36 protein-coding genes are annotated in these 26345 nt (G+C 27.1%); 14 read left to right on the top strand and 22 right to left on the bottom strand.

What is annotated here, in order from left to right:
• Genes AFAEC_RS02960 through AFAEC_RS02930 form a run of 7 tightly spaced genes read right to left on the bottom strand, consistent with a single transcriptional unit; the run spans position 1 to position 5439 of the window.
• Positions 1–924, bottom strand: coding sequence for a phage tail tube protein (locus tag AFAEC_RS02960; protein WP_026806054.1), 924 nt, complete (start codon positions 922–924; stop codon positions 1–3).
• An 8-nt stretch (positions 925–932) separates the two neighbouring features.
• Positions 933–1217, bottom strand: a complete 285-nt coding sequence (locus AFAEC_RS02955) for a hypothetical protein (protein ID WP_026806055.1) — start codon at positions 1215–1217, stop codon at positions 933–935.
• Positions 1214–1489 (bottom strand): hypothetical protein, encoded by a 276-nt coding sequence (locus AFAEC_RS02950; RefSeq protein WP_026806056.1) that lies wholly within the window; start codon positions 1487–1489, stop codon positions 1214–1216. The genes AFAEC_RS02955 and AFAEC_RS02950 overlap by 4 nt, the downstream gene beginning before the upstream one ends.
• Complete coding sequence (locus tag AFAEC_RS02945; protein ID WP_026806057.1) at positions 1486–1827, bottom strand: DUF2190 family protein; 342 nt, start codon at positions 1825–1827, stop codon at positions 1486–1488. Before AFAEC_RS02945 ends, AFAEC_RS02950 begins: the two co-directional genes overlap by 4 nt.
• 1 nt (position 1828) lies before the next feature.
• Entirely contained in the window at positions 1829–3721 is a 1893-nt protein-coding gene (locus AFAEC_RS02940) for a phage major capsid protein (protein WP_026806058.1), read from the bottom strand.
• 36 nt (positions 3722–3757) lie between these two features.
• Complete coding sequence (locus tag AFAEC_RS02935; protein WP_026806059.1) at positions 3758–5206, bottom strand: phage portal protein; 1449 nt, start codon at positions 5204–5206, stop codon at positions 3758–3760.
• Entirely contained in the window at positions 5206–5439 is a 234-nt protein-coding gene (locus AFAEC_RS02930) for a hypothetical protein (RefSeq protein WP_026806060.1), read from the bottom strand. Before AFAEC_RS02930 ends, AFAEC_RS02935 begins: the two co-directional genes overlap by 1 nt.
• Positions 5440–5636: 197 nt before the next feature.
• On the opposite strand from AFAEC_RS02930, the gene AFAEC_RS02925 reads away from it, so the two are divergent.
• A complete protein-coding gene (locus AFAEC_RS02925) occupies positions 5637–5909 on the top strand; it encodes a hypothetical protein (RefSeq protein WP_026806061.1) in 273 nt (90 codons plus the stop codon).
• Positions 5910–5932: 23 nt separating this feature from the next.
• On the opposite strand, the gene AFAEC_RS02920 is transcribed toward AFAEC_RS02925, so the two are convergent.
• Positions 5933–6787 carry an antA/AntB antirepressor family protein gene (locus AFAEC_RS02920; RefSeq protein WP_026806062.1) on the bottom strand — a complete coding sequence of 285 codons (855 nt, stop codon included), beginning with the start codon at positions 6785–6787 and terminating at the stop codon, positions 5933–5935.
• A 272-nt stretch (positions 6788–7059) separates the two neighbouring features.
• Between AFAEC_RS02920 and AFAEC_RS02915 the strand changes: the two genes are divergently transcribed.
• The 4 genes from AFAEC_RS02915 to AFAEC_RS02900 all read left to right on the top strand — a co-directional run bounded on the left by AFAEC_RS02915 (position 7060) and on the right by AFAEC_RS02900 (position 9663).
• Entirely contained in the window at positions 7060–7278 is a 219-nt protein-coding gene (locus AFAEC_RS02915; RefSeq protein WP_026806063.1) for a helix-turn-helix domain-containing protein, read from the top strand.
• A 119-nt stretch (positions 7279–7397) separates the two neighbouring features.
• Positions 7398–8270, top strand: coding sequence for a hypothetical protein (locus AFAEC_RS02910; RefSeq protein ID WP_051489027.1), 873 nt, complete (start codon positions 7398–7400; stop codon positions 8268–8270).
• Between the two features lie 110 nt (positions 8271–8380).
• The gene (locus AFAEC_RS02905; protein ID WP_026806064.1) at positions 8381–9229 is read left to right on the top strand and encodes a hypothetical protein; all 849 of its coding nucleotides are present in this window, start codon (positions 8381–8383) and stop codon (positions 9227–9229) included.
• Positions 9226–9663 carry a hypothetical protein gene (locus AFAEC_RS02900; RefSeq protein WP_026806065.1) on the top strand — a complete coding sequence of 146 codons (438 nt, stop codon included), beginning with the start codon at positions 9226–9228 and terminating at the stop codon, positions 9661–9663. Before AFAEC_RS02905 ends, AFAEC_RS02900 begins: the two co-directional genes overlap by 4 nt.
• Before the next feature lie 83 nt (positions 9664–9746).
• Here the strand turns inward: AFAEC_RS02900 and AFAEC_RS02895 are convergent, their stop codons facing one another.
• The 10 genes from AFAEC_RS02895 to AFAEC_RS02850 all read right to left on the bottom strand — a co-directional run bounded on the left by AFAEC_RS02895 (position 9747) and on the right by AFAEC_RS02850 (position 16985).
• Entirely contained in the window at positions 9747–10094 is a 348-nt protein-coding gene (locus AFAEC_RS02895) for a hypothetical protein (RefSeq protein WP_026806066.1), read from the bottom strand.
• A 74-nt stretch (positions 10095–10168) separates the two neighbouring features.
• Positions 10169–10387 (bottom strand): hypothetical protein, encoded by a 219-nt coding sequence (locus tag AFAEC_RS02890; protein WP_026806067.1) that lies wholly within the window; start codon positions 10385–10387, stop codon positions 10169–10171.
• Complete coding sequence (locus tag AFAEC_RS02885) at positions 10387–12267, bottom strand: phage terminase large subunit family protein (RefSeq protein ID WP_026806068.1); 1881 nt, start codon at positions 12265–12267, stop codon at positions 10387–10389. Before AFAEC_RS02885 ends, AFAEC_RS02890 begins: the two co-directional genes overlap by 1 nt.
• Complete coding sequence (locus tag AFAEC_RS02880; protein ID WP_026806069.1) at positions 12264–12926, bottom strand: hypothetical protein; 663 nt, start codon at positions 12924–12926, stop codon at positions 12264–12266. The genes AFAEC_RS02885 and AFAEC_RS02880 overlap by 4 nt, the downstream gene beginning before the upstream one ends.
• Positions 12927–13055: 129 nt before the next feature.
• The gene (locus AFAEC_RS02875) at positions 13056–13724 is read right to left on the bottom strand and encodes a phage tail protein (protein WP_026806070.1); all 669 of its coding nucleotides are present in this window, start codon (positions 13722–13724) and stop codon (positions 13056–13058) included.
• Positions 13725–14567, bottom strand: coding sequence for a hypothetical protein (locus tag AFAEC_RS02870; RefSeq protein WP_148294538.1), 843 nt, complete (start codon positions 14565–14567; stop codon positions 13725–13727).
• 177 nt (positions 14568–14744) lie between these two features.
• Positions 14745–16133 (bottom strand): DnaB-like helicase C-terminal domain-containing protein, encoded by a 1389-nt coding sequence (locus AFAEC_RS02865; protein WP_051489028.1) that lies wholly within the window; start codon positions 16131–16133, stop codon positions 14745–14747.
• A complete protein-coding gene (locus AFAEC_RS02860; protein WP_034216473.1) occupies positions 16123–16320 on the bottom strand; it encodes a helix-turn-helix domain-containing protein in 198 nt (65 codons plus the stop codon). The genes AFAEC_RS02865 and AFAEC_RS02860 overlap by 11 nt, the downstream gene beginning before the upstream one ends.
• A complete protein-coding gene (locus AFAEC_RS02855) occupies positions 16307–16468 on the bottom strand; it encodes a hypothetical protein (RefSeq protein ID WP_154656343.1) in 162 nt (53 codons plus the stop codon). The genes AFAEC_RS02860 and AFAEC_RS02855 overlap by 14 nt, the downstream gene beginning before the upstream one ends.
• Positions 16461–16985, bottom strand: a complete 525-nt coding sequence (locus tag AFAEC_RS02850; RefSeq protein ID WP_026806073.1) for a phage regulatory CII family protein — start codon at positions 16983–16985, stop codon at positions 16461–16463. Before AFAEC_RS02850 ends, AFAEC_RS02855 begins: the two co-directional genes overlap by 8 nt.
• Positions 16986–17077: 92 nt before the next feature.
• Here AFAEC_RS02850 and AFAEC_RS02845 point away from each other — a divergent pair, with 92 nt between their 5' ends.
• Complete coding sequence (locus AFAEC_RS02845; RefSeq protein ID WP_026806074.1) at positions 17078–17311, top strand: hypothetical protein; 234 nt, start codon at positions 17078–17080, stop codon at positions 17309–17311.
• Between the two features lie 198 nt (positions 17312–17509).
• On the opposite strand, the gene AFAEC_RS02840 is transcribed toward AFAEC_RS02845, so the two are convergent.
• Positions 17510–17743, bottom strand: a complete 234-nt coding sequence (locus AFAEC_RS02840; protein WP_026806075.1) for a hypothetical protein — start codon at positions 17741–17743, stop codon at positions 17510–17512.
• A gap of 108 nt (positions 17744–17851) precedes the next feature.
• On the opposite strand from AFAEC_RS02840, the gene AFAEC_RS02835 reads away from it, so the two are divergent.
• The 4 genes from AFAEC_RS02835 (at position 17852) to AFAEC_RS02820 (ending at position 20207) form a co-directional block, all read left to right on the top strand.
• A complete protein-coding gene (locus tag AFAEC_RS02835) occupies positions 17852–18529 on the top strand; it encodes a S24 family peptidase (protein WP_026806076.1) in 678 nt (225 codons plus the stop codon).
• 72 nt (positions 18530–18601) lie between these two features.
• Positions 18602–19438: a DUF6694 family lipoprotein gene (locus AFAEC_RS02830; RefSeq protein ID WP_026806077.1), complete on the top strand. Its 837-nt coding sequence runs from the start codon at positions 18602–18604 to the stop codon at positions 19436–19438.
• Between the two features lie 97 nt (positions 19439–19535).
• Positions 19536–19835, top strand: coding sequence for a type II toxin-antitoxin system HigB family toxin (locus AFAEC_RS02825; RefSeq protein WP_026806078.1), 300 nt, complete (start codon positions 19536–19538; stop codon positions 19833–19835).
• A 9-nt stretch (positions 19836–19844) separates the two neighbouring features.
• Positions 19845–20207 carry a helix-turn-helix domain-containing protein gene (locus AFAEC_RS02820; protein ID WP_026806079.1) on the top strand — a complete coding sequence of 121 codons (363 nt, stop codon included), beginning with the start codon at positions 19845–19847 and terminating at the stop codon, positions 20205–20207.
• A 90-nt stretch (positions 20208–20297) separates the two neighbouring features.
• Here AFAEC_RS02820 and AFAEC_RS02815 read toward each other — a convergent pair whose 3' ends face one another.
• The 3 genes from AFAEC_RS02815 to AFAEC_RS02810 all read right to left on the bottom strand — a co-directional run bounded on the left by AFAEC_RS02815 (position 20298) and on the right by AFAEC_RS02810 (position 21804).
• A complete protein-coding gene (locus AFAEC_RS02815; protein WP_026806080.1) occupies positions 20298–20744 on the bottom strand; it encodes a terminase gpA endonuclease subunit in 447 nt (148 codons plus the stop codon).
• Between the two features lie 415 nt (positions 20745–21159).
• On the bottom strand, positions 21160–21285 hold the full coding sequence (locus AFAEC_RS12260) for a hypothetical protein (RefSeq protein WP_257119346.1): 126 nt from the start codon (positions 21283–21285) through the stop codon (positions 21160–21162).
• A gap of 12 nt (positions 21286–21297) precedes the next feature.
• Entirely contained in the window at positions 21298–21804 is a 507-nt protein-coding gene (locus AFAEC_RS02810) for a hypothetical protein (protein ID WP_026806081.1), read from the bottom strand.
• A 702-nt stretch (positions 21805–22506) separates the two neighbouring features.
• Here AFAEC_RS02810 and AFAEC_RS02805 point away from each other — a divergent pair.
• From AFAEC_RS02805 to AFAEC_RS02790, 4 genes are read left to right on the top strand one after another with little or no spacing between them, the layout of a single operon-like run.
• Entirely contained in the window at positions 22507–23106 is a 600-nt protein-coding gene (locus tag AFAEC_RS02805) for a ParA family protein (RefSeq protein WP_026806082.1), read from the top strand.
• Positions 23100–24287, top strand: coding sequence for a DNA cytosine methyltransferase (locus AFAEC_RS02800; RefSeq protein ID WP_051489029.1), 1188 nt, complete (start codon positions 23100–23102; stop codon positions 24285–24287). The genes AFAEC_RS02805 and AFAEC_RS02800 overlap by 7 nt, the downstream gene beginning before the upstream one ends.
• Positions 24288–24298: 11 nt before the next feature.
• Positions 24299–26104, top strand: a complete 1806-nt coding sequence (locus tag AFAEC_RS02795) for a ParB/RepB/Spo0J family partition protein (RefSeq protein ID WP_051489030.1) — start codon at positions 24299–24301, stop codon at positions 26102–26104.
• Positions 26094–26309: a hypothetical protein gene (locus tag AFAEC_RS02790; RefSeq protein ID WP_026806083.1), complete on the top strand. Its 216-nt coding sequence runs from the start codon at positions 26094–26096 to the stop codon at positions 26307–26309. Before AFAEC_RS02795 ends, AFAEC_RS02790 begins: the two co-directional genes overlap by 11 nt.
• Positions 26310–26345 lie beyond the last annotated feature (36 nt).

Here is a 26345-nt window from a genome sequence, read left to right as displayed (position 1 = left end):
CTATGACCAAATTATTTCAAATTGATTTTGACCTGTACTATCCCCTTGTAAATCAAAAGTTCTAGTAAAAGCAACTGTTCCATCATCATCATTTTCTTCCATATCACTTGTTTTTGATTGAGAAGCTACAATAGTTAAAGTTTTACCTATTCCACTTCCTAAAACAATTTCAATTTCTCTAATTTCATCTGAAGTTAAATCACTCCATGCAGTCTCATCACCTTTTATTTTTACTCCTGTTAATTTCATTTTTGGAGCAAAATCTTTTCTAACAAATTCACCCATATTCGTTGCATAATCTAGTTTAATTTCATTATTTAAACTTAATTCAAAACTTGTAATATTTAAGATATCTCCATCTAAAGTAATTGCAGTTACTTTACTAACAATCATCAATGAATTATCATCAAGTGTTACTGTTGGATTTACCTCAATTATTGGAGCAGGAACAGTAAAACCTTGTACTGTAAAAGTTGCTTTTGCAGCTTCTCCAACAGTTCCAGAGATTTTCATATCACACATAACACCAGTTATTATTCTTTTAGTATCATCTTGAAAAACACAACAAATACTTGGTTCAACATAATTGTGGTTTGGTTTATAAGAAATATTATCAGCTCCTACAGTTTCTATTAATCCACTAGCTTTTAATAATTCAGCAATTTTTGGTGCTGTTATAGGAGCAACTCCTGTTTTATCATTTCCTCTTAGTAATATTTCTAAGTCAAAAGAAGTATCTGTTTGATGTTCATCTATGTAAGTTTTTTGATTACCAAGTTTACCTGTTCCTACATCTTTATAGGTTTTACTTTTTATACTAGGTTTTACAAAAGGTACATTCGATGTTGTAACTGCATTTCCATTTGTAGGGGTTGCATTGTATTTAAAAAGTACTACCGTTTTATCAGTTAATGATTTAGCCATTTTTATCCTTACCTTAAATTTATTTCTGCATTAATAAGTAAAATATCAAAATCCATATCTTTCATATTTAATTGGGTTTTCTCAATTTTAAAATTATCATTTCCACTTTCAATCATTGAAACAATTTTTTCAATAACAACATCATCAATCAAACCTGTTTTAGAGATAATTCCAAAAATAGCTATATATTTTGAAATACCTTGAAATTGTCTTTCAATTAATTTTATTTCATAACTATTTTCATCTAGCTCTATTGCCTCTATAATTTTTTGTTTAGCTTCTTCTAATTTCATATTTCACTTATTACTATAGTCGTTTGAGAATCATCATTTTTAAAGTGTAAACATTTATAGTTTTTATTATTTATTGTTATTTTGTCACCTATAGATAAATCACTAACTTCAAATGTTCTAACTCTTATAACCTGTTCTTTAATATTTTCAATTTCTATATCTTTTCTAAAAAGAAGAGAGATCTCTCTTCCTTTTATTAAACCTTTGAAAGCAAATTCATTGGAATCATAAAAAACTCCTAAGTCTGCTTCTAAATCATCTTTAAAACTCATACATTTATCTTTACTTCTACTACACCAGCAACTGCACCTTTAGAGCTTATAGCTCTACCTGCATAAATATTGTCTGTTTTTTCTAAAGTAAGCTCTTTGTTTTCATCATCCCAATATAAAGTATCACCAAGATTTATAACATCTTGTGTTTTTGCTTTGATTATCCAAACTTTCTCAACTTCAACACTTATTTCTTCACCAACTAAACCACTATTTACAGCAATTCCTATCATACTTACACCAAGAGGAATCACATCCCCTACAGTAACTGTTTTCGTACAAGTATAAGTAATAACCCTACCATCATATTTTTCTATAGCTTGTTTTTGTACACTCATATTATGCTCCTAAATTTTTATATAGACCTCTAAAGTCTTCAACCACTAAACCAAAATCAAATAAACAATCATATTCGATACCTCCACCACTTCTAAGTCTTTCTTGAACAATTGGTTGTCCACCAGTTCCAGCTAAAGTTCCAGTTTTTATAGTTTTTCTAGCAGCTGCTAAATACCAAGGATTTGCATCTAATTCACTCTCAATAATTACGGTTAAAGAGTTTTTATGAATATTTGTAACTCCACTATTATTTCCTGTTGGGTCTGCTTCACTTGTTAAGATTCTCAATGCTGTTGCTTCATTTTCTGGACTTACTATTAAATATTTTGGGTTAATATTTAAAGCTATTTCTCCATCCATTTGTCTTCTCATTCTAACTCTTGCAGCACTTAAAGATTCACTAGATAAAGTTGCTCCATTATCTAAATTTTTATGAGAAGTATCAAATAAAGGTTTATTGTCATTCATTTTATAGTTTGCAAAATCACCTTTTTTTTGTAATAAATCATAAACTCTACCATTTGCAGTTCTTTTTGCCATCTGTCCAAACTGTGCAACAATATTTGTAAATGCCCCTAAATCATCATTTATAAGCATCTGTCTTGTAAATGTAAATTTATTTCCAAAGCTTTCTAACTTCCAAGCTTCTCCATTTTCATCTAATTCAAGATTTTCTAACTCACCTTTTTCTTTTAATTTAGCAAGTCTTCCATTTGGGTTTTTGATACTTACATCATTTTGAATTTTAAAATTTGGTAAATCTACATTTGAAGTCCAAAGATGATAAGTTCCTTCTTGCTCTTCAAAATTTGAAACTAAAACTCTATTTGCTACATTTCCAAGTAAAAGTGCAAACTGATCATTACTCATAGATCTTTGTGCAATATCTAATCTATCCATAGAACTTACACCTAGTAAATGTCTTGCCATATCAGTTAAAGATGCACCTCTAAAATAATTGTCTTTTAACTCAACTTGTACTCCACATCTAGCAATGATTGAATCTTCAATACTTCTAACCATACTTTCTGCATCAGGAGTTCCACCTACAACAACAGTTTGAGAAACTCTTGTTTTTTCATCAATAATTGCTTTTCTAACTTCATCAATAGACGCACCAGTTTTTACAAATTCACTAGCTCTTTCAAGTGTTAAATGTCCAGCAGTTGTTAAATCCATAATTTCAGCTGTTCTTGTTTGTTCATTTTTAAAATTATTTGAATCCATTGCTCTTTTTGATTCTTCTTCCATTTTTTCCAACTGAACTTTTCTCGTTTGTTGTTCAGCTGTTAAACCATCTACAATAGATCTTAACTGCTCTAACTCTTTTTTTAACTCTTCATTCATAGAATCATCTCCTTTATTTAAATTTAATTCTCGACCTACAGTCGCACCTCTATCAAAACCAACTCCAACTGCACTAAGTTCAAATATCTCATATTCTGTTACAGTTACAAGTGTTGGTTCACCTTTTCTCTCTTCAATTTTTGTAGATAAGATTCGATAACCAATTGAACAATCAGTTAAAATCCCATCTACATACTTTCTAAAGATTTTTTCACTTGCTTCATCAGTTCCAAAAACTACATCTGCTTTTAGTTTTCCATCTTCTACTCTTACATTTTCAATTTTTCCTATAGCAGAATCAACACTTCTATTGTGGTCTTTGAAGAATGTTTTAAGTCTTTCAACTTTAGCTCCATTAACATCTAGTTTCTCAATAAAAACTTCATCTTTCCACCAGTCATATCTTTCACCCTCATTTTGTTCAGAAACAAGGATAAAAGATATAGTTCTACTCTCTTCATTTATTGCATTTTTATCAACAATAAAATTTCTTTGAGTATCAAATCCAGCTAATTTTCGTTGTATATCTTCTTTTTTCTTTGGCACATTTCCTCCTTTTTTTAGATTTTCCCGCGGGAAAATTTACTCTTCAACTAAAACTGGTTCAAGTCCAGCTTTTTTTCTTTTTTCAGCAATCAATTTTTCTTCATTTATCTGCTCTTCAATAATATCTTCAAAATTTCTACCTTTTCCAGCAGCTGCTCTTGTACGACTGTTTAATCCAAGTTTTATTTCAGATTCTATTGATTTAATATCTTTTAGTGGGTCCACCCACTCTCTAGTTGGCATAATCCAAACAGCTTTTATATATTTTTCTTTATTTGACCAATAATCATTTGGTACTTGCAAAGCACCACTTAAAACTACACTATCTACAAACATTTCAAACATTGGATTTAGTGCGTCCTCTACAAGTAATATTTGCTCATCATCAAATCTTTTGTTATCTTGAATCAAACTAGCTCTTGCACTTGAAAAATTAACTTGTGAGTAATCTCTAATAGCAAGTTCATAAGATATATCTCTTCCTGCTGATATTATTCGAATAGTATTTTTTATAAAATCGTTGTAACTATTTCCTAACTGATTTGATTGCACAGTTGCAACTTCTTCTCCAGGGCGAAGATATTTAATCATCCCTGCTGTTATCTCTTTTATAGGGTCGCTACTTCCTGATTTCTCTGCTAATTTTTTATCTCCAAAAATATTCCCTCCAACATTTGAAGTTTTTATAAATGTTGCAAAAGAGGCTAAAACTCTATTTTTAATAATTTCACTATCGTTATATGCTTGAAAATCTTTTAAGTTATTGATAGTTTGTGCATATTCTGATATTCCACGATATTGAGTAACTCTTTCAGCATCGTAAAAATGAATAATATTTTTTGCATCAAATCTTTTTGAGGAAAAACTATTTACTTCTGTTTTTAAGTGATAGGCTATTGGTTTTCCAAAACTATCTATTTCAACTCCACTAAAAATAGTGTTATCATTATTTCTCTTTTTTGAAATATCAAGTTGATCAACTTCTATAAGTTGAAACTTCAAAGGGAATTTTTTATCTTTAGTCCAAATACAATTTATTAAAGATTCACCATCTACAAGTTTTGCTTTTACAAGCATTTTTTGAAATTTTCTAAAAGAAGCTCTACCTGTTACATCAAAGTTCTGTTTTTTAATGAACTCATTCCACAAAGTTTCTATTTTATTGTTAAAATCTTCTGCATTTTTTACTTCATTTTTATTTATCCTTGATTGCAAAGAGATACCATTTCCCACTACATTTTTTATAATTGAGTTATCTATACTTTTACAAATAGGATTGTTCGCACTTAGCCATCTAGCTCTAGCTCTTAGCATATCTCTATCTGCTGAAGCTTGTAATTCAAAGTGATTGTTTTGGATATTAAAATCTCTATTTAGTCTAGTTTGTTTTGCACCTTCATAAAATGCTCTTTCATAAACTTTCCTAACTGCACCAAAAGTTAGTACATTTGAAGTCCATAGTAAAGTTTGTGCTATTTTATTCATTATGCAAAACTCACTAAAGAAATATCACCAATTGGTGCTGTATTTTGTCCTTCGATATAGTTTCTACCATATTGTTCAATTTTTTCTAAAAGTCTATTTCTCTCAGCATAAAGTGTAGAAAGTTGTCCACGAGTAAGTTGTGCACCTGATTCAGTTTGATAAGATTGTGATTCTTGTGTTTTTTCAATTTGAAAAAGAATTGAATCGTAAAGTTCACCTATTGTTCTTGCCATCTTTTGCACCTTTTTATTTTTCTTGGTGCAATTTTGACAAGATTTAGAATATTTTTTTAGGGTAGGATTTTCTACCCTACCATTTTTTTTAAAATTATGGTATATAGGTTGTAGTTTTTTAAATAGTAGTAAAAAGGTTGTAAAATATCGGTTTTATACTTGATAAAACTATAAATTAACAATAAAGGAAATTAATTATGAAATTGTTTTTTACAGAATCGGATATAAATGATATATTAGTAATAATTCAAGAAGATTCTCCTTCTTTTAATAAAGAATATTCACCTTATTTTGAAATAAAGTATAAATACCTTAGTAAAATTTTTGATGTTATTCAATCTGAAAATATAATTACTTTAAAATATATAAGAGAAAAAATATCCTTAGACGATAGATCAGCATTTATTTTTATTTTAGAGGGTTTTGAAAAACAGGTTATGGATATATTAAAAAATAACACTTCTATTTAATATAAAGCCTTTTTGGCTTTATATTACCCAAAATCAACCATATTCATTTCTTTTTCTATTTCCATATCAAAATCCACAATATTTTTAGCAATTTTTTGCAAATCTGATATTTTATTTAATGTTTTTTCATATCTATATTTCATTTTATATAGCTCTTTTTCAGCTTCAACTCTTCTTTTTTTCTCATTCTCAAATTGATTTATAGCCCATCTTTGAAGTTCAGTACCATCTGTTCTTAAGATTTCAAGATATTCACCATAAAAAACATTGTGTTCTTGTAGCCATTTGATAAAAGTTTCTCTATTAAACTCATTTGCATTTCTATTTAAAATCTCTTTATTTCTTTTAAATAGTAAATCTAGCTTTTCATCAAAACTTTTATGAGTGATTAAAAACTGTTTTGATTTTAGTTCATCAACATCATCTTCAAGATTTTCAAATCTCTTTTTAGAGTTTTTCTTCAATTTATCAAGCTCTTTTCTCAATTCATTGTTTGAACGAGTAAGTCCACCAACTCTTCCACTTAGTTCGTGAATGTTTGGGTTTTGCATCAATAGTTCATATTGTTCTTCTATTTCTACAAAATAATCCCTTACATTTTCGGCTTTTTTACCTTGACTCATCATTGCAATATGTTTTGCACTTCTTGCATCAAGTATATATTCTTTTCTAAAAGAAAAACCATTTCCAGCTTCAACCTTTTCATCAAAAACAATATAATCTATATTTATTCTTAACCCTGTTCTTTGGATTTGAACTTTTATCCAATCTGTAAAAGGTTTTATAATTCCAAGAGCCTTATGTAAATCTCTTGCTTTTACACTATTTATCTTTTTAATTCCTATAATTTCACTTGATATTTTTATAATTTCGCTCATGATACAAACTCCCATCTTTCAAATCTATCTACAATTTTTATCATAGTTTCAAAACTATCAACTCTTAAAACTCTACTTCTACCACTTTTATTTATTGCTTTTATACTCATTTTACATTCCTTTGATGTTTTATATTAAAATATTACATCAAATAAATATATTTGCAAGCACTAATACATCTTTTAAATATATTATGATAGAATATTACATCTATTTAATATAAATTTGGCGTTTCACTTTTAAGTGAAATGCTTATTTTATGGGGATTACAAGTGAATAAACAAGAATTTACAGATTTTTTAAAGAATATTGATTTAAGTAAAAAAGATTTTGCAGAATTATCAAATATCTCATATAATACAGTAAATAACTGGAATGATACAAATAAACCTGTTCCACCTTGGGTTAAATCTTGGTTGGATAATTATGTGAAAGCTAAAAGTTATAATGATGTAAAAGATAAAGTTCTTGAAATAGAAGGGATTAAATAAAATGTTACCATCTCATAAATATCTGATTTTTAAATTAAAAGTATCATTAGTTTTTACTTTAGTTTGTATTGTTGGATATTTTGTTTATGATTTATTGAAAAATTGAAAGGAAATTGGAAATGTTATCTAATAATAAAATAAGAATTATTGTTTATTCAATTGCTATATTGTTAATATTATCTGGTCTAATGTCAATATCTACAGAAATAATAAAATCAGTATATTTAACTCATCGTAGTATAGTTGAAGAAAACATATTTTTAGGAATATTATTTATTATATTTGGAGCAATGATTTTTGGATATTACTATTTAGTAAATAATTCAGAAAAACTTAAGGAAAAATCTCCAATTGAAAAATATAAAAATGAAATTAATTTATTTGAAGAAAAAATAAAAGTTCTGAAAAACTTAAACTTTTCTACATCTATTAATGAAAAAGAAGAATTAGAAAAAACGCTGAAATTATATTCACTACAACAATCTTTAATAAATGTAAAAATAAGATTAGAAGATGAAGTATCTAATTTGAGAAGAAGAGCTATTGTAAATCTACTTATAGGTGGAGGAATAACACTTGTTGGTTTGTCAATTTTAGGATTATCGGTTTTATCAATATCTGATGCTAATAACCTATCAAAAGAAATTAATTCAATCTTTTTATACTATACACCAAGAGTTTTATTAGTCTTATTTATGCAAATATTTGCATATTTCTTTTTAAGATTATATAAATTTACTCTTGATGAAATAAAACATTTTCAAAATGAACTCACAAATATAGAATCAAAACTTGCAGCTATAGAAATTGCTCATGCAACAGGCAATGATGAAGCTATGAAAGATATTATTAGTGATTTATTACAAACCGAAAGAAACTTTATACTAAAAAAAGGTGAAAGTACAATAGAACTTAAACGAGAAAAAATGGAATCAGACAATATAAAAAATGTCTTAAAAGAGATTTCTAGTTATTTAAAAGATAAATCTTAGTTGAATAATTTTATGAAAAAAACATCATCAAAGTTATTAAAACTGTTAAGCAATAAATTAAATAATTTTAATATAATTATTTAATTTTACTATTAAGGAACTAACAATAAATGAAAAATATTAATTTTAATCTATATAGATATCAAATATTGCCAACAAATAGATATTTTCAAGGTGATTTATTTGGTGAGATAACTAGTATAGAAGACTTAATTGCAAAAAAGAATATTTTATTTTATGAAGCAATTAAATCAATAAAAGATTGGAAAATTCAAAATAATTCATTATTAGGTTTCCTTGTTTATAATAAAAATGATTTCTTACTTTTTAGATTTGCTCCTAAAAGAACTACAAAGATTGAAAATGATAACTTTGAAGAAGAACATTTGGAAGATTGGCCATCAATCTTTATTGGTATATGGAATCATCCCGATAAACAAATAATTGCTATTCAAGATAGAAAAAAATCTTTTTCACATACAAAATCTGTTTTAAAGATTTTAACAGAATCTATAAACAATGCTTTAGAACAAAGACAATTAAGTTTTTATGGTGAACCAATATTCCATAAAGAAGCTTTTTGGAATATTATAGAAGAACACGATAACAAAATTCAAAATATCAAATTTGAGTTAATTACTCCAAATATGGCAAATATTTCTCAATCTCTTAGTGATGATGTCAAGAATTTAGCTAAATTAACAAATACAGCTAAAACTAACATAGAAATTGATTCACACGATAGTTCAACACTTCGTGTAGATAAAGGAATCAAACAAATCAATGATTTAGTTGATTATGCAAGTGAAGGGGGAGGAAATATCTCTATAAAAATAAAAGGGATTAAAAAGAGAGTTCAAACAGCAAATGATATAAAACAAGTTGAAATAGCTGAAGTGGAAATATCTTCTGATAATATAAATAATATAGCAGAAAGTTTAAAAAGTATTTTAGAATGAAAAATGATATAGTTTTCAATATCTTACTTTCAATTGTAGTTGGGTATTTATTAACTCAATTACAATTATTTTTAGGAAGTCTTTATTTAATAAATTTTTTAAAACAAAATCTTATTACACTTTTAGTTGCATTGATAGCTATTAATTCTGCTACGTTAAGTATATTATTAACAAAAATAAGAGAACTGATAGATAAAACAGGTCAAATAAATAGTTTTAACAGTACAAAAAAACAAATGATTTTATCAATAAAAGAACAAGTTAGTATAGTATTTGTTGCTATTTTATTTTTAATTATTCAAGATTCTTCTTTTATTAAATTGCATAATGAATTTGAATTATTTTTAAATGTATCTATTACAGGATGTTTTATCTATGCATTACGTATATTATATGATACGGCAAAAAGTGTATTTATTATTTTGGATTATTAAAAATTCAATTGAATACATTAAATGAAAAAATTTCAATTAGCAAATACCATATATTTACAATATTTACTAATGATTAATTCTAATTATTTTTTATAATCACCATAAATTAAAACTTTATATGGGCCATGTTTAGGAGTTTTATTATCACTTATTATTTCTAAAATATTTTTATCTTTATCATATTTATATTTAAGAAATTGTGCTCTAAAACCTGTATGATATATATCACTGTCTAAACTAGATATAGAAATATCATCACTATATTCTGGATGATTAGTATTAAAAATTATTTTTTCTTCCCCTTTAAGCTTTAATTTGTTATCTATATAATATTCTATAAAAAAATTATCTGCACATAGCCCACTACTATAATCTTTCTTATTTGCATCAAGAAAGTTTTTTACCAAACCATAATTATTTTCTAAAGTCATTATAAATTCCTCATATATTTATTTTTAATAAACTAATTATATAATTCTCTATATTTTATTATGATTAATTATTTTTATTCTATATCAGGATAATCACTCTTTAACTTTTCAAGAGTTTCTTTATATAGATTTGGAGTAGTCATAAGCTTTTCTATCACTATTCCAAGAGCTAGTTCTTCTTCACTCATTATATAATCTATCACATGCAAAGTTCTATTGCTCAAAGATGGTTTGTTTTTTAGATTATCTCTTTTATTCCACCAGTTTCTATTTATTAAATGATTTACAGACATTAGTAGTTATCTCTCCAATCACTAAAAGAATTATGCTCTACTATCTCTTTTTCTACTTTTCTTACTATATTTAGCTCTTCTTCTACTCTTGCATTAAACTCTAGTTCTATATCATCCCAGTCTATACCATTTGGATAGTATTGGTTTTCAAGTATTCTAAGTGTTGCCATAGCATATACTCTTAAATCTAGTGCTTCATTTCTAGCTCTAAACTTTTTCCATCTTCCAGTTGTTTTATCTTTTGCTTCACCTGTAAGCTGCTTAAAATGTTCTTCATTATACTCAGGTTTTTTTGGATAGTGCATATATCCTGGACCAACTTCTTTTGTAGTAAGTTGTCCATAAACTACATCTTTAGCACTATTTACTCCTATCATATAAAGTCGTAAGCTTCCATCTTTATTTTTTGATATTCCAGATTTTAAAATTGGAGTTTCTACAGAGTTATCACCTTTCATACAAAATACATTTTGCTCTACTCTTGTTTTGCAATAGTTGTAAACATAATCTGTTCTATGCCCTCCACTATCTATTCCTAATCCCAAAATCTTCATATCTATACCACTTTCGTGTTTGTAACTGTTCTCTAAAACATTATCTAGCTTTTGCCAAACTCTTGGGAATTTTGGATCACCTTCAAGAATTAATTTTGCTATACTCCAACTCTCTCCATATTTACCCCACCCTACAACTTCAACTTCTAATCTATCATCTTGAGTATCAACTCCTGCAGTTAATATATATGCTCCATTTGGAACATCAGCTGCATAATCTTCATGTCTATTTAAAAACTCTTGTATATCAAGTTTTTCAATCTTTTCTTCCCAAACATTAGCATCTTTTGTATTTACCCAACCAGCCATTTTTATTGAAATCTTTTTTTGCTTTTGCTCTTTTCTTGCATCTAAAAAGCTTTGAAATATTTCATTCCACTTTGCAAATGGTGAATAATAGCTAGGCACTCTATAACCTTTATGTTCTCGTTCAGGAAATTTATGTACATATCTAGCACCATTCTCTTTTTTCATCATCTCATATTTTTGGTGTTCTTCTATTATGCAACCATTGTTTAGACATACAAAAACTACATCATCTGTAAGCCTATACTCTTCATCATAAGAGAATTTAAATCCATCTCTTTCAAATACTATATCTTCACCACAATGTGGACATTTCATAGTATAAAGTGCTTGTGATGATGATTCATATTTTGGCAATATTTTAGAGTTGTGTTTCTTTCCTGGACTTGAATTGTAGTAAATCTTTTTGTTGTTTGGAAATGCTTCAGCTCTATTTTTTGCCAAATCAAGAGGATCACCTCCCTCTATTTCCTCTCCCCATCTATCAATATCATCACAAATTACAACTCTCCTACTCATTGAAGCAAATGTTGCAGCTGAATTGGACCAACCAAGAGCTATACTCCCACCTCTAAACAAAAGTGATGTAATACTTGAACCATCTTTTGATTTTCTAGCACGAAATAGATTTTTAAGTCTTGGAGTTACTTTTATAGAAGCCCAAAGTTTTGAAGAGGAGTGAGTTCTAACAGCTGATTCTGTTGGCAAAATTTGAAGCATAGGACAAGGATATAAATCTGCATAGCAAAATAGCATATTATTCCCTAGTTCTGTAAAGCCTAGCTGTGTGCCTTTTATAACAGTTATTTCAGCTGTTGGGCTTTGTGGAGATAATTCATAAGCAATCTCTTCTAAATAAGGCATTCTTTCAGTTCTGTATTGCCCAGGTTCACTAGAACTTTCACTAGGTAATACTCTATAAGCATCAGCCCACTCTGAAACAGTCATAAGTGGATCAGGTTCAAAACCTTTTTTTAGAGCTTCTAATAATTTAGAGTTTATATGTGGATTTACACTCATCTTGATAAATTCCCTAATATATATCTAATTTCATCATTTATTATTAACTCAATCTCTTTAATATCTTTTTTTCCTACTACTCTCATAGCCATTTTATTTGGAAGATTTAAAAGCATATCTCTAACTTTTCTAGCTTCTTCAAAAAAAGTTTGTTCTACTTCAACTTTTGGAACAAGTTCTCCAAGTTTTACTTTGGTGTCGATTTCTGCTATTTTTGATAGATAATGCTCTCTTCTAGCTTTTGATTTTGTATAGTTATATTCAGTTAGGTCATCATCTTCATCTAAAATTAGATTTTTATTTCTAGCTTCTTGTTCTTTTAATTCCAATTCTCTAAGAGCTTTTTGCTCCTCTTTTTCTTCTAACTCTCTTTGCTCTTTTTGCTCTTTTGTTTCAGTTGCTCTTGATGGCTGATCTTTCATAGCCTCAAAAAGAGTAATATCTTTTTTATCTTCTACTTTTTCAGTTTTAAAAGATCCACCATTTTTTAATTTATTATTCTCATCAAGTAAATTAAAATCTCTTAATCTTTGCAAAGAACTATCCAAATCAAGCTTTTTATCAACTCCTACTTCCAATATACCTTTTTTTATAAGTTTTGAAATATTTTGTTGGGTACACCCTACTTCTTTTGCGAACTTACTTTGATTAAATCTCATATCTATTTACCCTTACTACTACAACTTAAAAATAAAAAACCACAACCACTTTTAAAATTGTAAAACTCCTTATTCCTTGGGTGCTCTGCCACCCTCATCCACTCTATATCGGCAGGAGAACCTATATAATTATTTCCAATAACCATTACTTAACCTCTCTAAGTTATGAAAAAATCTACTCAACATTTTTTCATCAAAATCTTTTTCTAAAATGTTTTCAAAATCAACTTGTTTAAACATTGATTGAGGAGTAATTGTTCTTTTTTCAAGTATTGGCAATCTTTTACTCCCTAATCTTTCAAAGATACCAATATGCCCATTCTTCATTGTTGCAACAAAAGCACTTTCAAGAGTTGTTATCTGAGACTTAAGAATATTTACTCTAACTTTATTTTTATTTAGCTTATCCATGTTGTGCATTTTTTTAATAACTTTCATAGCTGATTTAAATGTTTTTTTTGCTTCAATTTCTTGAGTCCAAGTAAATTCAAATAGTGAAAGGTTTAAAGGAGTTCCTGATATATCCAAAATAATGTATTTATTATTTACATTTGCTCTTGTTAATTTCATTCTTCCATTTCTTTTATTTGTTTTTCCTGTTGATTTATTTGCAAATACCCATTCTTTATTCTCTTGTTTAATATCAATATTCCATTTCTTTTTAATTTGAGTTCTAGTTTTTGAGAATGAATTATTAAATATCTCATTTACAGTTGCTGTAAAGGTTTTATTAAATACTTCTTTTGAAATATTTTCTTTTAATTTTTCAAGTTCTTTATAATCAATCTCTATTTTCATTTAAGCTCCTATATATCCAAACCTTTTATTTTGAATATGTTCTGCAATATTTGCACTCTCTAACTTCAAATTTAGCTGTTCATCGCTTACAAATCTATTTTCACTATCATAAAACCAACCAATATGTTTATTTTTATTCTTATCTACTATCCAAGCTCTCTTAGGTACAAAGCTATCAATCAAACCATTTAAAAACCCATCAAAATCTTTTAAGTAAGTTAAATCAATGGAAGATTTATATTTATCTACAGCTTCAATCATTATTTTAATATCAGTATTTTTCCATCTTCTATTATAGATAGTTTGACTTCTACCTTTATTAGAGGATTTTTTATCATATCTGTTCCATAGTATTTCAAAGTTTGCACTATATTTATTATTGTTTTTAGAAGATGATTGATTTGTAGATTCGTTAGAATCTGCATTTATATTATTAGATAAAGAAGCATTTAATCCTTTGTTCATTTTGTTTTGTTCAGATTGTTCAATACTTATACTTAAAGTATTGATATTATCATTATTTGTATACTCTTTTTCATTCACTTGCTTTTGTTCATATTGTTCATTCTCATTTTTTGCATAGCTATAGTGTCCATCACTTCTAAGCTGTCTAGTGGCATAATATTTATCTATCTCTACTTTAAAATCATCTATCCAACCATGAGCAGTACCAACAGCAATATTCCAACTCTTTGCATAGAATCTAACACTATTATGCTCACCTAAATCCATATCATCATAATATTCCATAAAAGCCCTAGCCTTAGTTCTATTGTTTTTTTTAAATTTAAGTTCGCGATAATAATCACTAGGAATGTAAATTCCATGTTGTCTAGGCTTCATTGGTTATACCTACCTTTTTAATTGTTATATCTTGACCAAAGCCTTTTATACTTAGACTTGGTAACTGGCTTTTATAGAAATTCATCATTAAAGGATTACAGTATTTAAGTATCTCTTTCAACTGTTTTGGTGTATTCACTTCTATTTTTTCCTTTATTTTAAATTTTTCAATTACCATTACATAAGTATCTCTGGAATATCAGCATTTAAAGGCTCTTGATATTCCCTATCCTTTTGTTCTTTATGTGCATATTCTATAATTGGGAAACTCCCAAAAGTTGTTGTTGGTCCTTTATATTGAGTTTTAATCACACCACAAGGACCATTTCTATTTTTATCAACAATTATAATTGCATCATTAACTGGATTTTCAATAATATTTTTCTCTTTAGATTCATAGTATGAATCTCTATGGGGGAAAACTATATAGTCTGCATCCTCTTCAAGGCTACCTGAATCTTTTAAATCACTCATTTGTGGTTTATTTTTAGCTAAGCCTTTTCTATCCGTCACAGTTCTATTTAACTGAGATAAAACAATAATAGTTATACCTAACTCTTTAGCTAACTCTTTGAGCATTTTAGAACCAATACTTAACTCTTCGTGCCTTTTAAATTTCCAGTTTGTTTTTACATATCCAATATGATCAATTATCCAAACATTAGTTGGAAGTCCAGTTTTATCTCTTGCTCTTTTAATTTTTAGAAATTTTGATTTGAGTTGATTAAAAGTCAAAACTTTATCATCTATGTGTAGATATTGATTAGAGCTAAAATAGTTTAATGTTTTTTGAAAGCTATCAAAATCTTTTACAAGTCCAGATAATAAATCAGTTATATCTTCTTGGCTCTCTTGAGCTACCATTCTCATAATTAAATCTTCAGCACTCATCTCTAAACTATCTACAATAACACCTTTTTGTCTTTTTATATTTGTAAGAGCTATTTGAAGAGCCAAGGAAGTTTTACCCATAGATGGACGAGCACCAATAATTACATAGCTACCTGGTTCAAATCCTTTAAATTTATTATCAAAGTTAGTTATACCTATTTTAATAAATCTACCTAAGCCCTCTTGAGTTCCAGCTAATTTATGTTTTTGTTTAAAAGACTCAACTATTTGTGAGATATTTCTACTCTTATATGTTTTTGTAGTATCTGTTATCTTATACAGTTCATCTTCTACTGTTGCAACTGCTTGTGAAGCATTTACATCATCTTCAATACTTACTTTTTTTATTGTTGTAGCTAAAGATATCAATTCTCTTTTAATTGAACTATCTTTGATATCTTTTACATAAGCTTTTATATTTGTGATAGGGTTTGCAGAAAGTATTTCAAGAAAGATATTATCATTCAAATCTTTTATATTTTTTCTTATAAAATCTTCATCTATTGGCATATCTTCACTATGAAGTTTTAGCATAGCTTCATATATTTTTTGATGAGCAGGAAAATAAAAATCTTTTGGAACTAAATACTCTTTAGCTATGTAGATATTTTCATAATCAAAAAATATGGAGCTTAAAACTGCTTTTTCAATATTTATATTATTTTTATCTTGCATTATCTATCCAATATCTTTTACTTTGAGTTCCCTCTATCTTTTCGCTTAAAATAGTTATACCTTTTTTCCTAAGCTTCAAGATAACAGCTGCTAAACAATAACAGTTAAACTCTTCTGCTGCAATAGCTGGAGTGATACTATTTCCATTTTTTAGATATTGATGAATTTCATCTTTAATACTTGCCATTTTTAACACCTTTTTTAAGATTTTCAAGATATTCCTTAGTATCTTTAATAATTGTCTGCATATCTTTCATATTTGAAATATCAAGTTTATTTAACTTGTAATTTTTTTGAGATTTAAAACTTTTTAGTATATGTAGAGCTTCATTCATCTTCATCATCTTCTAAATCAAAAGGTTTTATTTTTCTTATTGCTTCAAGTTGCTCTTTTAGTTTTTCAAGAGCTTCCATACCCTCTTTTAGCATATTGTTTTTCTCTTCAACAGATATTTTTTTATCTTTATTTGCTATTTTTGTAACTGCAAAAAATTCATTTGATTCTATTTGTGCTTCATCTGTTATTTGATTTAACTGTTCTACTGTTATATCTTCTTCAGGTTCACTACTAACCATCACAAAACCAAACATTTCATTTAAGTATTTAAGCGGTTCATAGTTTGAAGTTATTTCTGTAATATGTATAAGCTCAGTAATTGTTATATCTGTATCTTCTCTACTTTTTTTGAGTTTATTCAAAAGAGAGTTTTCACTTGCAAGACCTATTTTTATGGCAAAAGAAGTTTTATCAATATTGCTTTTTTTACAATACTTAACTATTGATTTATTGATAGTTACAAGTAAACCATGCTCTTTTTGTCTTTTATTTCCAATATGTAAATATTCAGCCATTTTTTAACCTTTCTTAGAGTTTCACTCTAAAGTGTCCTTTATTTGATATAATCTTTTTGCCACAAAAAATACACAAAAAAGGACACATTACAATGAAATATTTTTATAAAACAAAATTTGGTACATTTTTTATTATTCCTTCTTATGATGGAGTTGAACTATGGATAAAAGAACCCTCAGGCTCTGAGGAAAAACTAGGGAGTTATCCAAATGCTGATATGGCTGCTGATGATGTTTATATGTGTGCAACTGGTTACACTGATTGGGATTTACAAATTGATGTTGATGAGCCTTATGATTTAGAAGAGTGGTCAAAACTTCAATAGTTTTATTTAATCTTGAAATATGCCCTCTATGATTTCTTTGATTAAGAGTCAAAGTCTCGTAATCTACTATGATTAAATTATTATTCAATAATTGAGCATATTTCTCTCTTCCAATTATTTCAAGAGATTTTAAAGTTGCTCTATCTTTTTTATTAATATATCTTTGAGGCAATGGCAGTTTTATAATTTTTTTCATAGTTATACCTCGTACTTTTGTTTTATTTTTTGGACTTCATCTATACTTACAGAAGTTGATATATTTTCAGCTAGATAAGATTTGATATTTTCCCAAGCAAGAATTGGAATATTAAAATCTTTATTTAGAACTATTCTTTTTTCAATTGAAGGTTTCATTCTTCCACAAAGAATAGACTTAATACTATCTTTTGAATAGTGTTTTAATAATATTGTTTTTAATTTTTCTCTTTTCATAAAAAGAAGTGTAATATTATTACTCTTAAATAAAACTTAATGAGTGTAATTCAATAACACTATAAAAGTGTATAATTAATGCACTCAAAAAATATATAAGGCTTTTATATGACATTTAATGTAGAACTATTTTCAAAACTTATAGAAAGTAAAGACTATACAAATCAAGATTTGGTTGATATTCTAAAAAATAAATATGATATTGAAATCACAATAGATACAATGAAATCTTATAGAAGAAAAAATGGTAAAAATGCAACTCCAACACTTGATAAATTAAATGCTTTTTCTGAAATATTAAGTACAAGCATAGATGCATTAAGCGGAAAAAAATTAGAAACAAATGTTAAATCTGTTCCTGTTCTATCAACTGCATCATGTGGTAGTGCCCAAATAAATTGTTTGCAAGATGAAAAAATGAAAACTTTTATTCACGAAGATGAATGGAACAAAGACTTATATGCAGTTATTGCTTGTGGTGATAGTATGGCAACTGAAATATATGATGGAGATATAGCTATCATAGATCCATCTGCAAAATTCCAAAATGGAGATATGGTTTACTATAAAATAGATGAAGAGAGTGCTATAAAGGTATATTTTGAAGATGAAGATAACTATCTTATAAACTTTATACCATTTAACACAAATGATAATTTCAAGATAAAAACTATAAGAAAAGATGATAAAGAAACAAAAGATAAGTTAATTTGTCATAAGGTAGTTCATGTTGTAAGTTCTAAAAAAAACAATAGAGCAGCTAGACTCAAGATGATAGGTAGATAAAATAAATTTATTTATAAAAAAGAGTAATTTAACTATTATAATAATTATATATCTATTATTCTAGGAGTTGAAATGTTAAAAATCTCATTATCAAGTATATTACTTGCTTTATTATTAATCGGTTGTGGAACACCAAGAATTGATACATCAAATGATGAAAAAATGAAAAGTTCTATTCAGGAAGTTAAAAAGTCTTTAACAGTAGAAAAACAAAAAGAATTTGATGAAGCATTACAAATTATACTATTCAGTCAAATTAATTTTAAAAATATATTATTAAACATGTCTAGTATAGATAATCTTAATAATGATGTAAAAGTATTATTAAATAATAAAACTGCAGATGAAGTAATTCAAGAAGCTACAAAAATACGTGTTGCAAAAATTGAAGAAGAAAAGAAAATCAAAGAGGCAAAACTAGAAGAAGAAAAAAAAAGAGCTTTAGCTAAAATTAAAGAACTCGAAGAAAAAAAGTTAAATATTGAAAAATCAAAAGAAATACTAAAAAAAATTGAAATTTTAAGTGCATCATTTGAACAAAAAACTATACAATATTCAAATCTTAAAGAACCAATAATCAATCTTCAAGTAAAAAATTCTACAGACAAAGCTATATCAAAAATTTATTTTGAAGGAACTGTAAAATCTATTGGAAGAGAAATACCTTGGATAACAGAAACTTTTAATTATTCCATTCCTGGAGGCCTTGAAGTAGGTGAAATTGCAAATTGGTCTTTATCTCCAAACATGTTTTCTAAATGGGGAAATGTTGAAACTCCAAAAGATGTAATTTTAGAAGTAGAAGTTCTTAAAATTAATGGAGCTGATGAAAAAGAAATTGCTTCAATAATAAAATTTACTAGTGAAGATGAAGAAAAACTTAAAACTTTAAAAGAAAAATATAACTAATTAGTAAAAGAGTTAGATACTAAGTATCTAGCTTTTTCTCAAATTTTTCTGATAAAAATTATTGACATATTGTCAATAATTAGCTAATATTCTACCTATGAGAGTTATTTCCAAAAAAACAATAAAAGATTTTTATGAGCAAACTATATATCAAGATAGTAAAGAGCCACTAGAGGCTTGGCATAAAGAGACAGTAAAAGCTAACTTTAAAAATCCAAATGATATAAAAGAGCAATATAGAAATGCAAGTATAGTAGGAAATAATAGAGTTGTTTTTAATATCCACGGAAATAAGTATAGACTAGTAGTAAAAATAAACTACTTTGCACAAGTTATGTATATAAGATTTATTGGTACCCACAAAGAGTACAATAAAATAGATGTAACACAGATTTAGGAGTAAAAAATGATAAAACCTATAAGAAATGAAGCTGATTATGAAGCTACTTTAAAAAGAATTGATGAGCTTATGGAAGCTGTTCCTAACACACAAGAGTTTGATGAACTTGAAGTTTTAGTTACTTTAGTAGAGAGCTATGAAGAGAAACACTATTATATAGAAGCACCTGATCCAATAGCTGCTATAAAATTTAGAATGGAACAGGAAGATTTAAAACAAAAAGACTTAGTACCAATCATCGGAGATAGTGCAATAGTATCAAAGGTTTTAAAAGGACAAAGAAAACTAACAGTTGAGATGATAAAAAATCTACACGATAAACTACAAATCCCTTTTGAGAGCCTTTTTGGGAAAATGGCTATAAACTAGCCTATAAATTTCCCACGGGAAAATCAAAAAAAGGAAAAAATAAAAGAGTGGATAGAAAAGATAAGAATTAATGAAATAATATAGCCTCGATTATTTTAAAGAGGCTATTTCTTTTGATATGACAGCTAAAGCAAATATATCGTTTACTTCAATTTCAACCTTATTTATATCAACCAATCTTCTTTTTGCATTTCTAAATGCTACCATATATAATTTTAAATTTTGCCTTACTGTTGTTACACTATCTACTATCTTATCTGAAGATGGACAGACTCCTTTTATAGCAAATATTTTTTTATATTTTTCACAAAAAGTATAAACATATTCTGTTTTATGTCCTCCACTATCTATTGTAGTTACATCTACTTTGAATATTTTAAGCATTTTTTTTAATATTTTTTGAAAATCTTTACTTTCAAAATCTCCATTTATTTTACCACTAGCTACTATTTTAGAAATAGATTCATCGGTCCAATCTACAATAAGATATTCAATACCCCAATCAAATACATCTACACCACAAGTTCTTAAAATCATCTTTTCACCTTTTATTAATTTTCTCAAAATTATATCACAAAATTTATATTAGTGTAATATTATTACTCTAATTAAGTTTTATTTAAGTGTATATTTATTACACTTTCAAACAAGCTTATCAATTTTGCTTTAGGCGAGAGCCTTGATTCAAGTTGAATCAAAATGAGCCACTAAACTAGATAGAAATTAGTGAAGTCTCTAGGGGTTGAGAGTAATCCATAAACTCGATTTGGTCATGTACTGCATACCAAGAAAAGAAAACTGCAGGAACTATTTATATTTAAGTTACCAATTTTGGTGATTTAATAGTAAATAGGAGAAGATTATGTCTGATGAATGGTTTTGGTTTCTATGGCTAGTTTTTACAACAATTTGGCTTTTTGATGAGTAATGCCAAAAGGCAAATAGCTGTGAACTATTTACCTTGTTTTGTTGGTGTTGGTTTATTTGGTGTTGGTCCTTTATATTCACTTTCTGCAGTTTTCCCAACAGTTGGTCTTGTAGTTGGTTGAGTTGGTTTAACACTTTTATCTGATGACATATTTACCTCCTTTCATAAATTTAAGTGTTTAAGCATAAATGAAATGATAATAAAAAATATAGAAAATAGAGTAAACCAAGTTGCTATATGCATTAATTTACCACGATTTACTAAAACTTTTCTGTTATCTATTATAGATTCTTGTAGTGCATGAAGCATATCAATCAATCCTTGAGATTTAGTCCATTGGTTTACCTTTATTTTGTTCATCATTTCTAAATCATCATTTACACCATAAGATTTAGTTCTATTGCTTAACATAGCTATTAAAACAACAACAATAGATAAACTTGAAAATATAAAAAAAGCAATAAATGTATTAGATAGAGGAAATTTCTTTATAAATTGGGTTATTAAACCTATCATTAAAATATTAATCCAAAGTATAGTTTTCATATTTGATAGTTGATTTGGTAATGAGTTTGCCAACAATATATCTAGTTCTTTTCTTTTTGCTTCATAGTGAAGCTTTAGATTATGTTCATAGCTTTCAACTTCTAACTTTTCATTTTCATTCATAGATAATCCTTAAATTTATATTTATATTTAAGCCCTTATATTTATTGTTTTCCTACAAAATAGTATCAAATAAGGGCTTAACCGTGAATATTTAAATTAAGAAAGGTTTGAAGATTATATTAAAAAAAAGCAAAAAGAGATTTAACTCTTTTATTCCATCTTCCATTGCAAAGTGTCCTTATTTTTGTTTTTTCTATCTTAAATTTTAGCAAAAAAAGGACACTTTAGAGTGGAAACTCAAAATTTAATAAAGGAATAATATGGATAACAAGTCTGAAATATATCCAGCTGAGATAGATTAATGCCTAATTTGAGTCAAAATTTATTATAGGTTTAAAAAAGAGCAAGATTGTTTATGTGTGTGAAATAGTCTTAAAATTTTGTTAAAAAATATCCAAAGAATTAGCTTTAGATAGTTGGTGTCTTGCTCTTTCTTAAATCTATATATCGGTGCAAAAAGTCGAGCCGATAGCCCATTTGCTCCCCTTGTGTTTAGAATAAAATGCTTAATTCGACTTGAAATTAGAATCAGTAAAAGAAAAGTTTTTTGTAAAGTATAAAACTTTAGAATCAAAAAGTAGCTACTCCTTTTTTCGATATCTCTTGGAGTAGCTACTATAAAAATTCATATAAGAACAATAAATAGAATTTATTCTTTCATATTTTTAAATGAGTTTTTTAAAAATCAACAAAGGAATTAAGATGATTATAACAGTAGCACACTCAAAAGGTGGAGTTGGAAAATCAACTTTAGCTTGGAACTTAGCAAATGCACTTTTACAAGAAAATAAAAAAATAAAAATAGCAGATATAGATTTTCAGCAAACTTGCTATTTTTTAAATTTACTAGCTGAAAATAGGTTTGAAGTTTTACAGCCACAAACTGGAGCTGAACTTTTAGAGATTATTTCAAATATACAAGATGATGAACACTTGATTATTGATACAGGTGGATTTGATATAGATATAAATCGTCTTGCAATTCAAAAAGCAAATAAAGTTTTAGTTCCACTTAGTGAAAGCCCTATGGACATTATAGGATTTGAAACATTTAAAGCTATCTTATCAGAGTCAAATATTCAAATAAATGTAGTTTTAAATAATGTATTCCATTCACAAAAAGATTTTAGTTCTATTACTTCAATTTTAGATTTTAACTATATGAAACTTTTAGATACAAAAATTATTCAAAGAAAGATTTATAAAACTGTTTTAGCAAATGGTGGTAGTGTTTTTGAGTCTAATAATTCAAAAGCAAAAAAAGAGATAAAAGCTTTACTAAATGAGTTGTTAAAATGCTAAAAATAGCAACAGCATTTTCAGGTGGACTTGCTGCAGTTGAATTTGCATTAAAATATGAGAATATAAATCATGAAATAGTATTTGCTTGTGAATTTGACAAATACGCAAGACAGCAATATCTACACTTCCACAAAGAACCAAAAACATTTTATGAAGATATTAGAACTTTAAAAGCTACAAAGTATTTAAACCAAATAGATTTGTTTGTTTGGGGTAGTCCTTGTCAAGATTTATCTATTGCAGGAAAAAGAAAAGGTTTTAGTGGAGAAAAATCATCACTATTTCGTGAGGGTGCAAGAGTTCAAGCTGAAATGAAACCTAAAATATTTATATTTGAAAATGTAAAAGGTTTATTATCTAGCAATGGTGGAGCAGATTATAAAGAGGTTTGCGACACTTTCAGAACTCAAGGTTATCATATAGTAACTTTGCAGATGAACACTAAAGATTATGGTATTCCACAAAATAGAGAAAGAGTTTTTATAGTTGGATTTTTAGATATAGAAAAATATCATAGATACAAAGAGCCAAAACCTTTTAAACTAACAAAAAGATTAAAAGATCTATTGGATTTAAAAGTTGATAAAAAATATTTCTTATCCCAAAAACTAATAAATGGCTTTATAAGAAAAGAAAACAACTTTAAAGGTAGTTTCAAGGCAAAAGATTTAAGTAAAGATTTTGTTGCCAATTGTCTTGGTACTTTAAATGGTTGTAGAAGAACTGATAACTATATTAAAGTAGGATATATAAATCAAGATACTCAAGCAAGTCAAGTTTTCTCTTCCCTGGGAGTAGCACCAACATTAAGTGCAGGAACTAAAGGCTACTCTCAAGGTTATATAGAAGATATAGGATTGATTCAAGTTGGAACACTAGATATTAAAGGACACGAAAGTCTAAGAAGAGTTTATGGAGACAATGGAATAAGTCCATCTTTAGTTACAAAAAGTGGTGCGAATACTATTCCTAAAATTCAAACTAAAACAAATATTAGAAGACTTACACCAAAAGAGTGTTTTAGGCTTCAAGGTGTAAAAGATGAAGATATAAAAATAGTTGTAAGCGATACTCAAGCTTACAAGATAACAGGGAATGCAATAAGTGTAAATGTTATGCAGTATTTACTAAAAAGCCTTTTTGTAGAAGATTTACAAAAAGAAAATTTATTTGATTTTTAAAAGGAAGTTAAATGGACTTATCAAAAATAGCTAATATAACAGCTGGTAAAACTAAAACAACTGGAATTAGTGCATTTAGTGAACTTGAAATATTAAAAGTTTATCCAAATCCAAACCAACCAAGAAAAGTTTTTGAAGATATAGAAAGTTTAGCAAGTACCATAAAAGAGCATGGATTACTTCAACCTATAACAGTGGTTAAAAAAGATGATGGATATATAATAGTTTCGGGTGAACGAAGATATAAAGCTCATCTTTTTAATAAAGCTAAAACTATAAAAGCTTATATTTTAAATGTAGAAGATGAAAAAATAGAAGAGCTTACTTTGATTGAAAATATACAAAGAAATGATTTAACAGATTTTGAAACAGCTAAATATATAGTTAAGCTTTGGGAAACTAGAAGATATGAAAAAAAACAAGATTTAGCAAAAATCTTAGGAAAAAGTGAAAGTTATATTTCAAAAGCTTTTAGTTCTTTGAAACTAGATGATGATATTTTGGAAGATATAGAAACAAATAAACAAGCTATTCCAATATCTGTTATGGATGAAATATCAAGGGTAAAAGATAAAGATGTTCAAAAAGAGGTTTATCAAAAATATAATGCAGGTGAAATTACCAGGGATGATATAAAAGAGTATAAAAAACCAGTAAATTTAAAAACTGAATATTTTGGAAGCTTTGAATTTATCTGCGAAAATCATTTTATGAAAGACGAGTTAGAAAATTTATTAGATATAAAACTAAATAAACTTTTGAGTTCAAATAAAAATTATAATTGTATAGTTGAAAAAATCAATAAAAAACAAGATTATTTTCAATCCGAAGAAAGATTAGTATTTACATTAAAAACTAGTAAAAAGAATTTAGAAGTTTTAAAAGGTTTTGGGAAAAATTGGTTTAGAGTATCAAACAGTTTTTTAGAAAACAAACTATATAGATTTACAATTACATTATCAGCTTTTCAAGAAAAAGAGATAAAAGAGACTAAAAATGAAATTGAAATAAAAAGAAAGCTTTTAAATACTTTTATTTACAATGAACCTTTAAGATGGGAAGATGGAACTACAATACAAAGTAAATTTATTGATAAAAATTTACCTTTTGAAGATATAAATGTAACAGGAAGAGGTTATCATGGAAACAAAGGTGCATTTACTTTTAATGAAATAAATGCTTGTTTTGTTTTTATAGGTATTAAAGTTGGAGATTATTGTATAGTTTCTGATTCTAACGAACAATATAATCTGACTATTACAAAAGTAGAAGAATTAGAAGATAATTTATTATTAGAGAATGAGTTAAGTGTAATAGGAGAAGTTCATCCTGAAAGTTTTTCTTGTTTAGAATTTAAAAAAATAAATGCTTATTTTTATTATAACAATTTAAAAAATCCAGATAATTTTCAAGGTTTTAGAAAAGGAGAAAAATATAAGCTAGTTCTTAAAGAAATTGAAACTAAAAAAGAAGAAATAAATCACACATTAGAAAGATTTGAAGAAGCTGAAAAAGATTTAGTTGGTCAAGCAAAAACTTTTACTAAAAATTTTCCCACGGGAAATTTAGAAGCAACTTTTAAAGTTGATGATTTAGTTCAAGATAAAGAGTTTATTGATACAGATAATAAAATACCAAATACAACTTTTGAAAAAATTATTGATTATGGTGTGATTGATGATTTTGAATACTCTTTAAAATTTAATTATATCGATGCTAACTTTTATTTTACTAGACCACGAAATGGTGTAACACCTAGATTTGACAAAAATAAAAAATATAAAATTACAATTGAAGAGGTAGAAAATGCTAAATGAAGTAACTAGACTATGCAAAGGTGATTTTAGTGGCTTAGTCAAAGAGTATCAAGTTTATCAATGGGATTTATATGCAGGTGGTTGGGTATTAGCTACATTTGAAACAAAGCATGAAGCTGAACAGTTTAAAACAAATAAAGAAAATGAATCCAAATGCATACCTTGTAAATATACAGCTTTTAGTATTGAAGAAGTGAAATATTAATAAAAGATATTTTACAGAATTATAGTATTGTGATAA

The organism is Aliarcobacter faecis (genome assembly GCF_013201705.1).
GTDB classification, from domain to species: domain Bacteria; phylum Campylobacterota; class Campylobacteria; order Campylobacterales; family Arcobacteraceae; genus Aliarcobacter; species Aliarcobacter faecis.
Note: the sequence above shows the minus strand (reverse complement) of the source record. Positions and strands in the feature narration are given on the sequence as shown.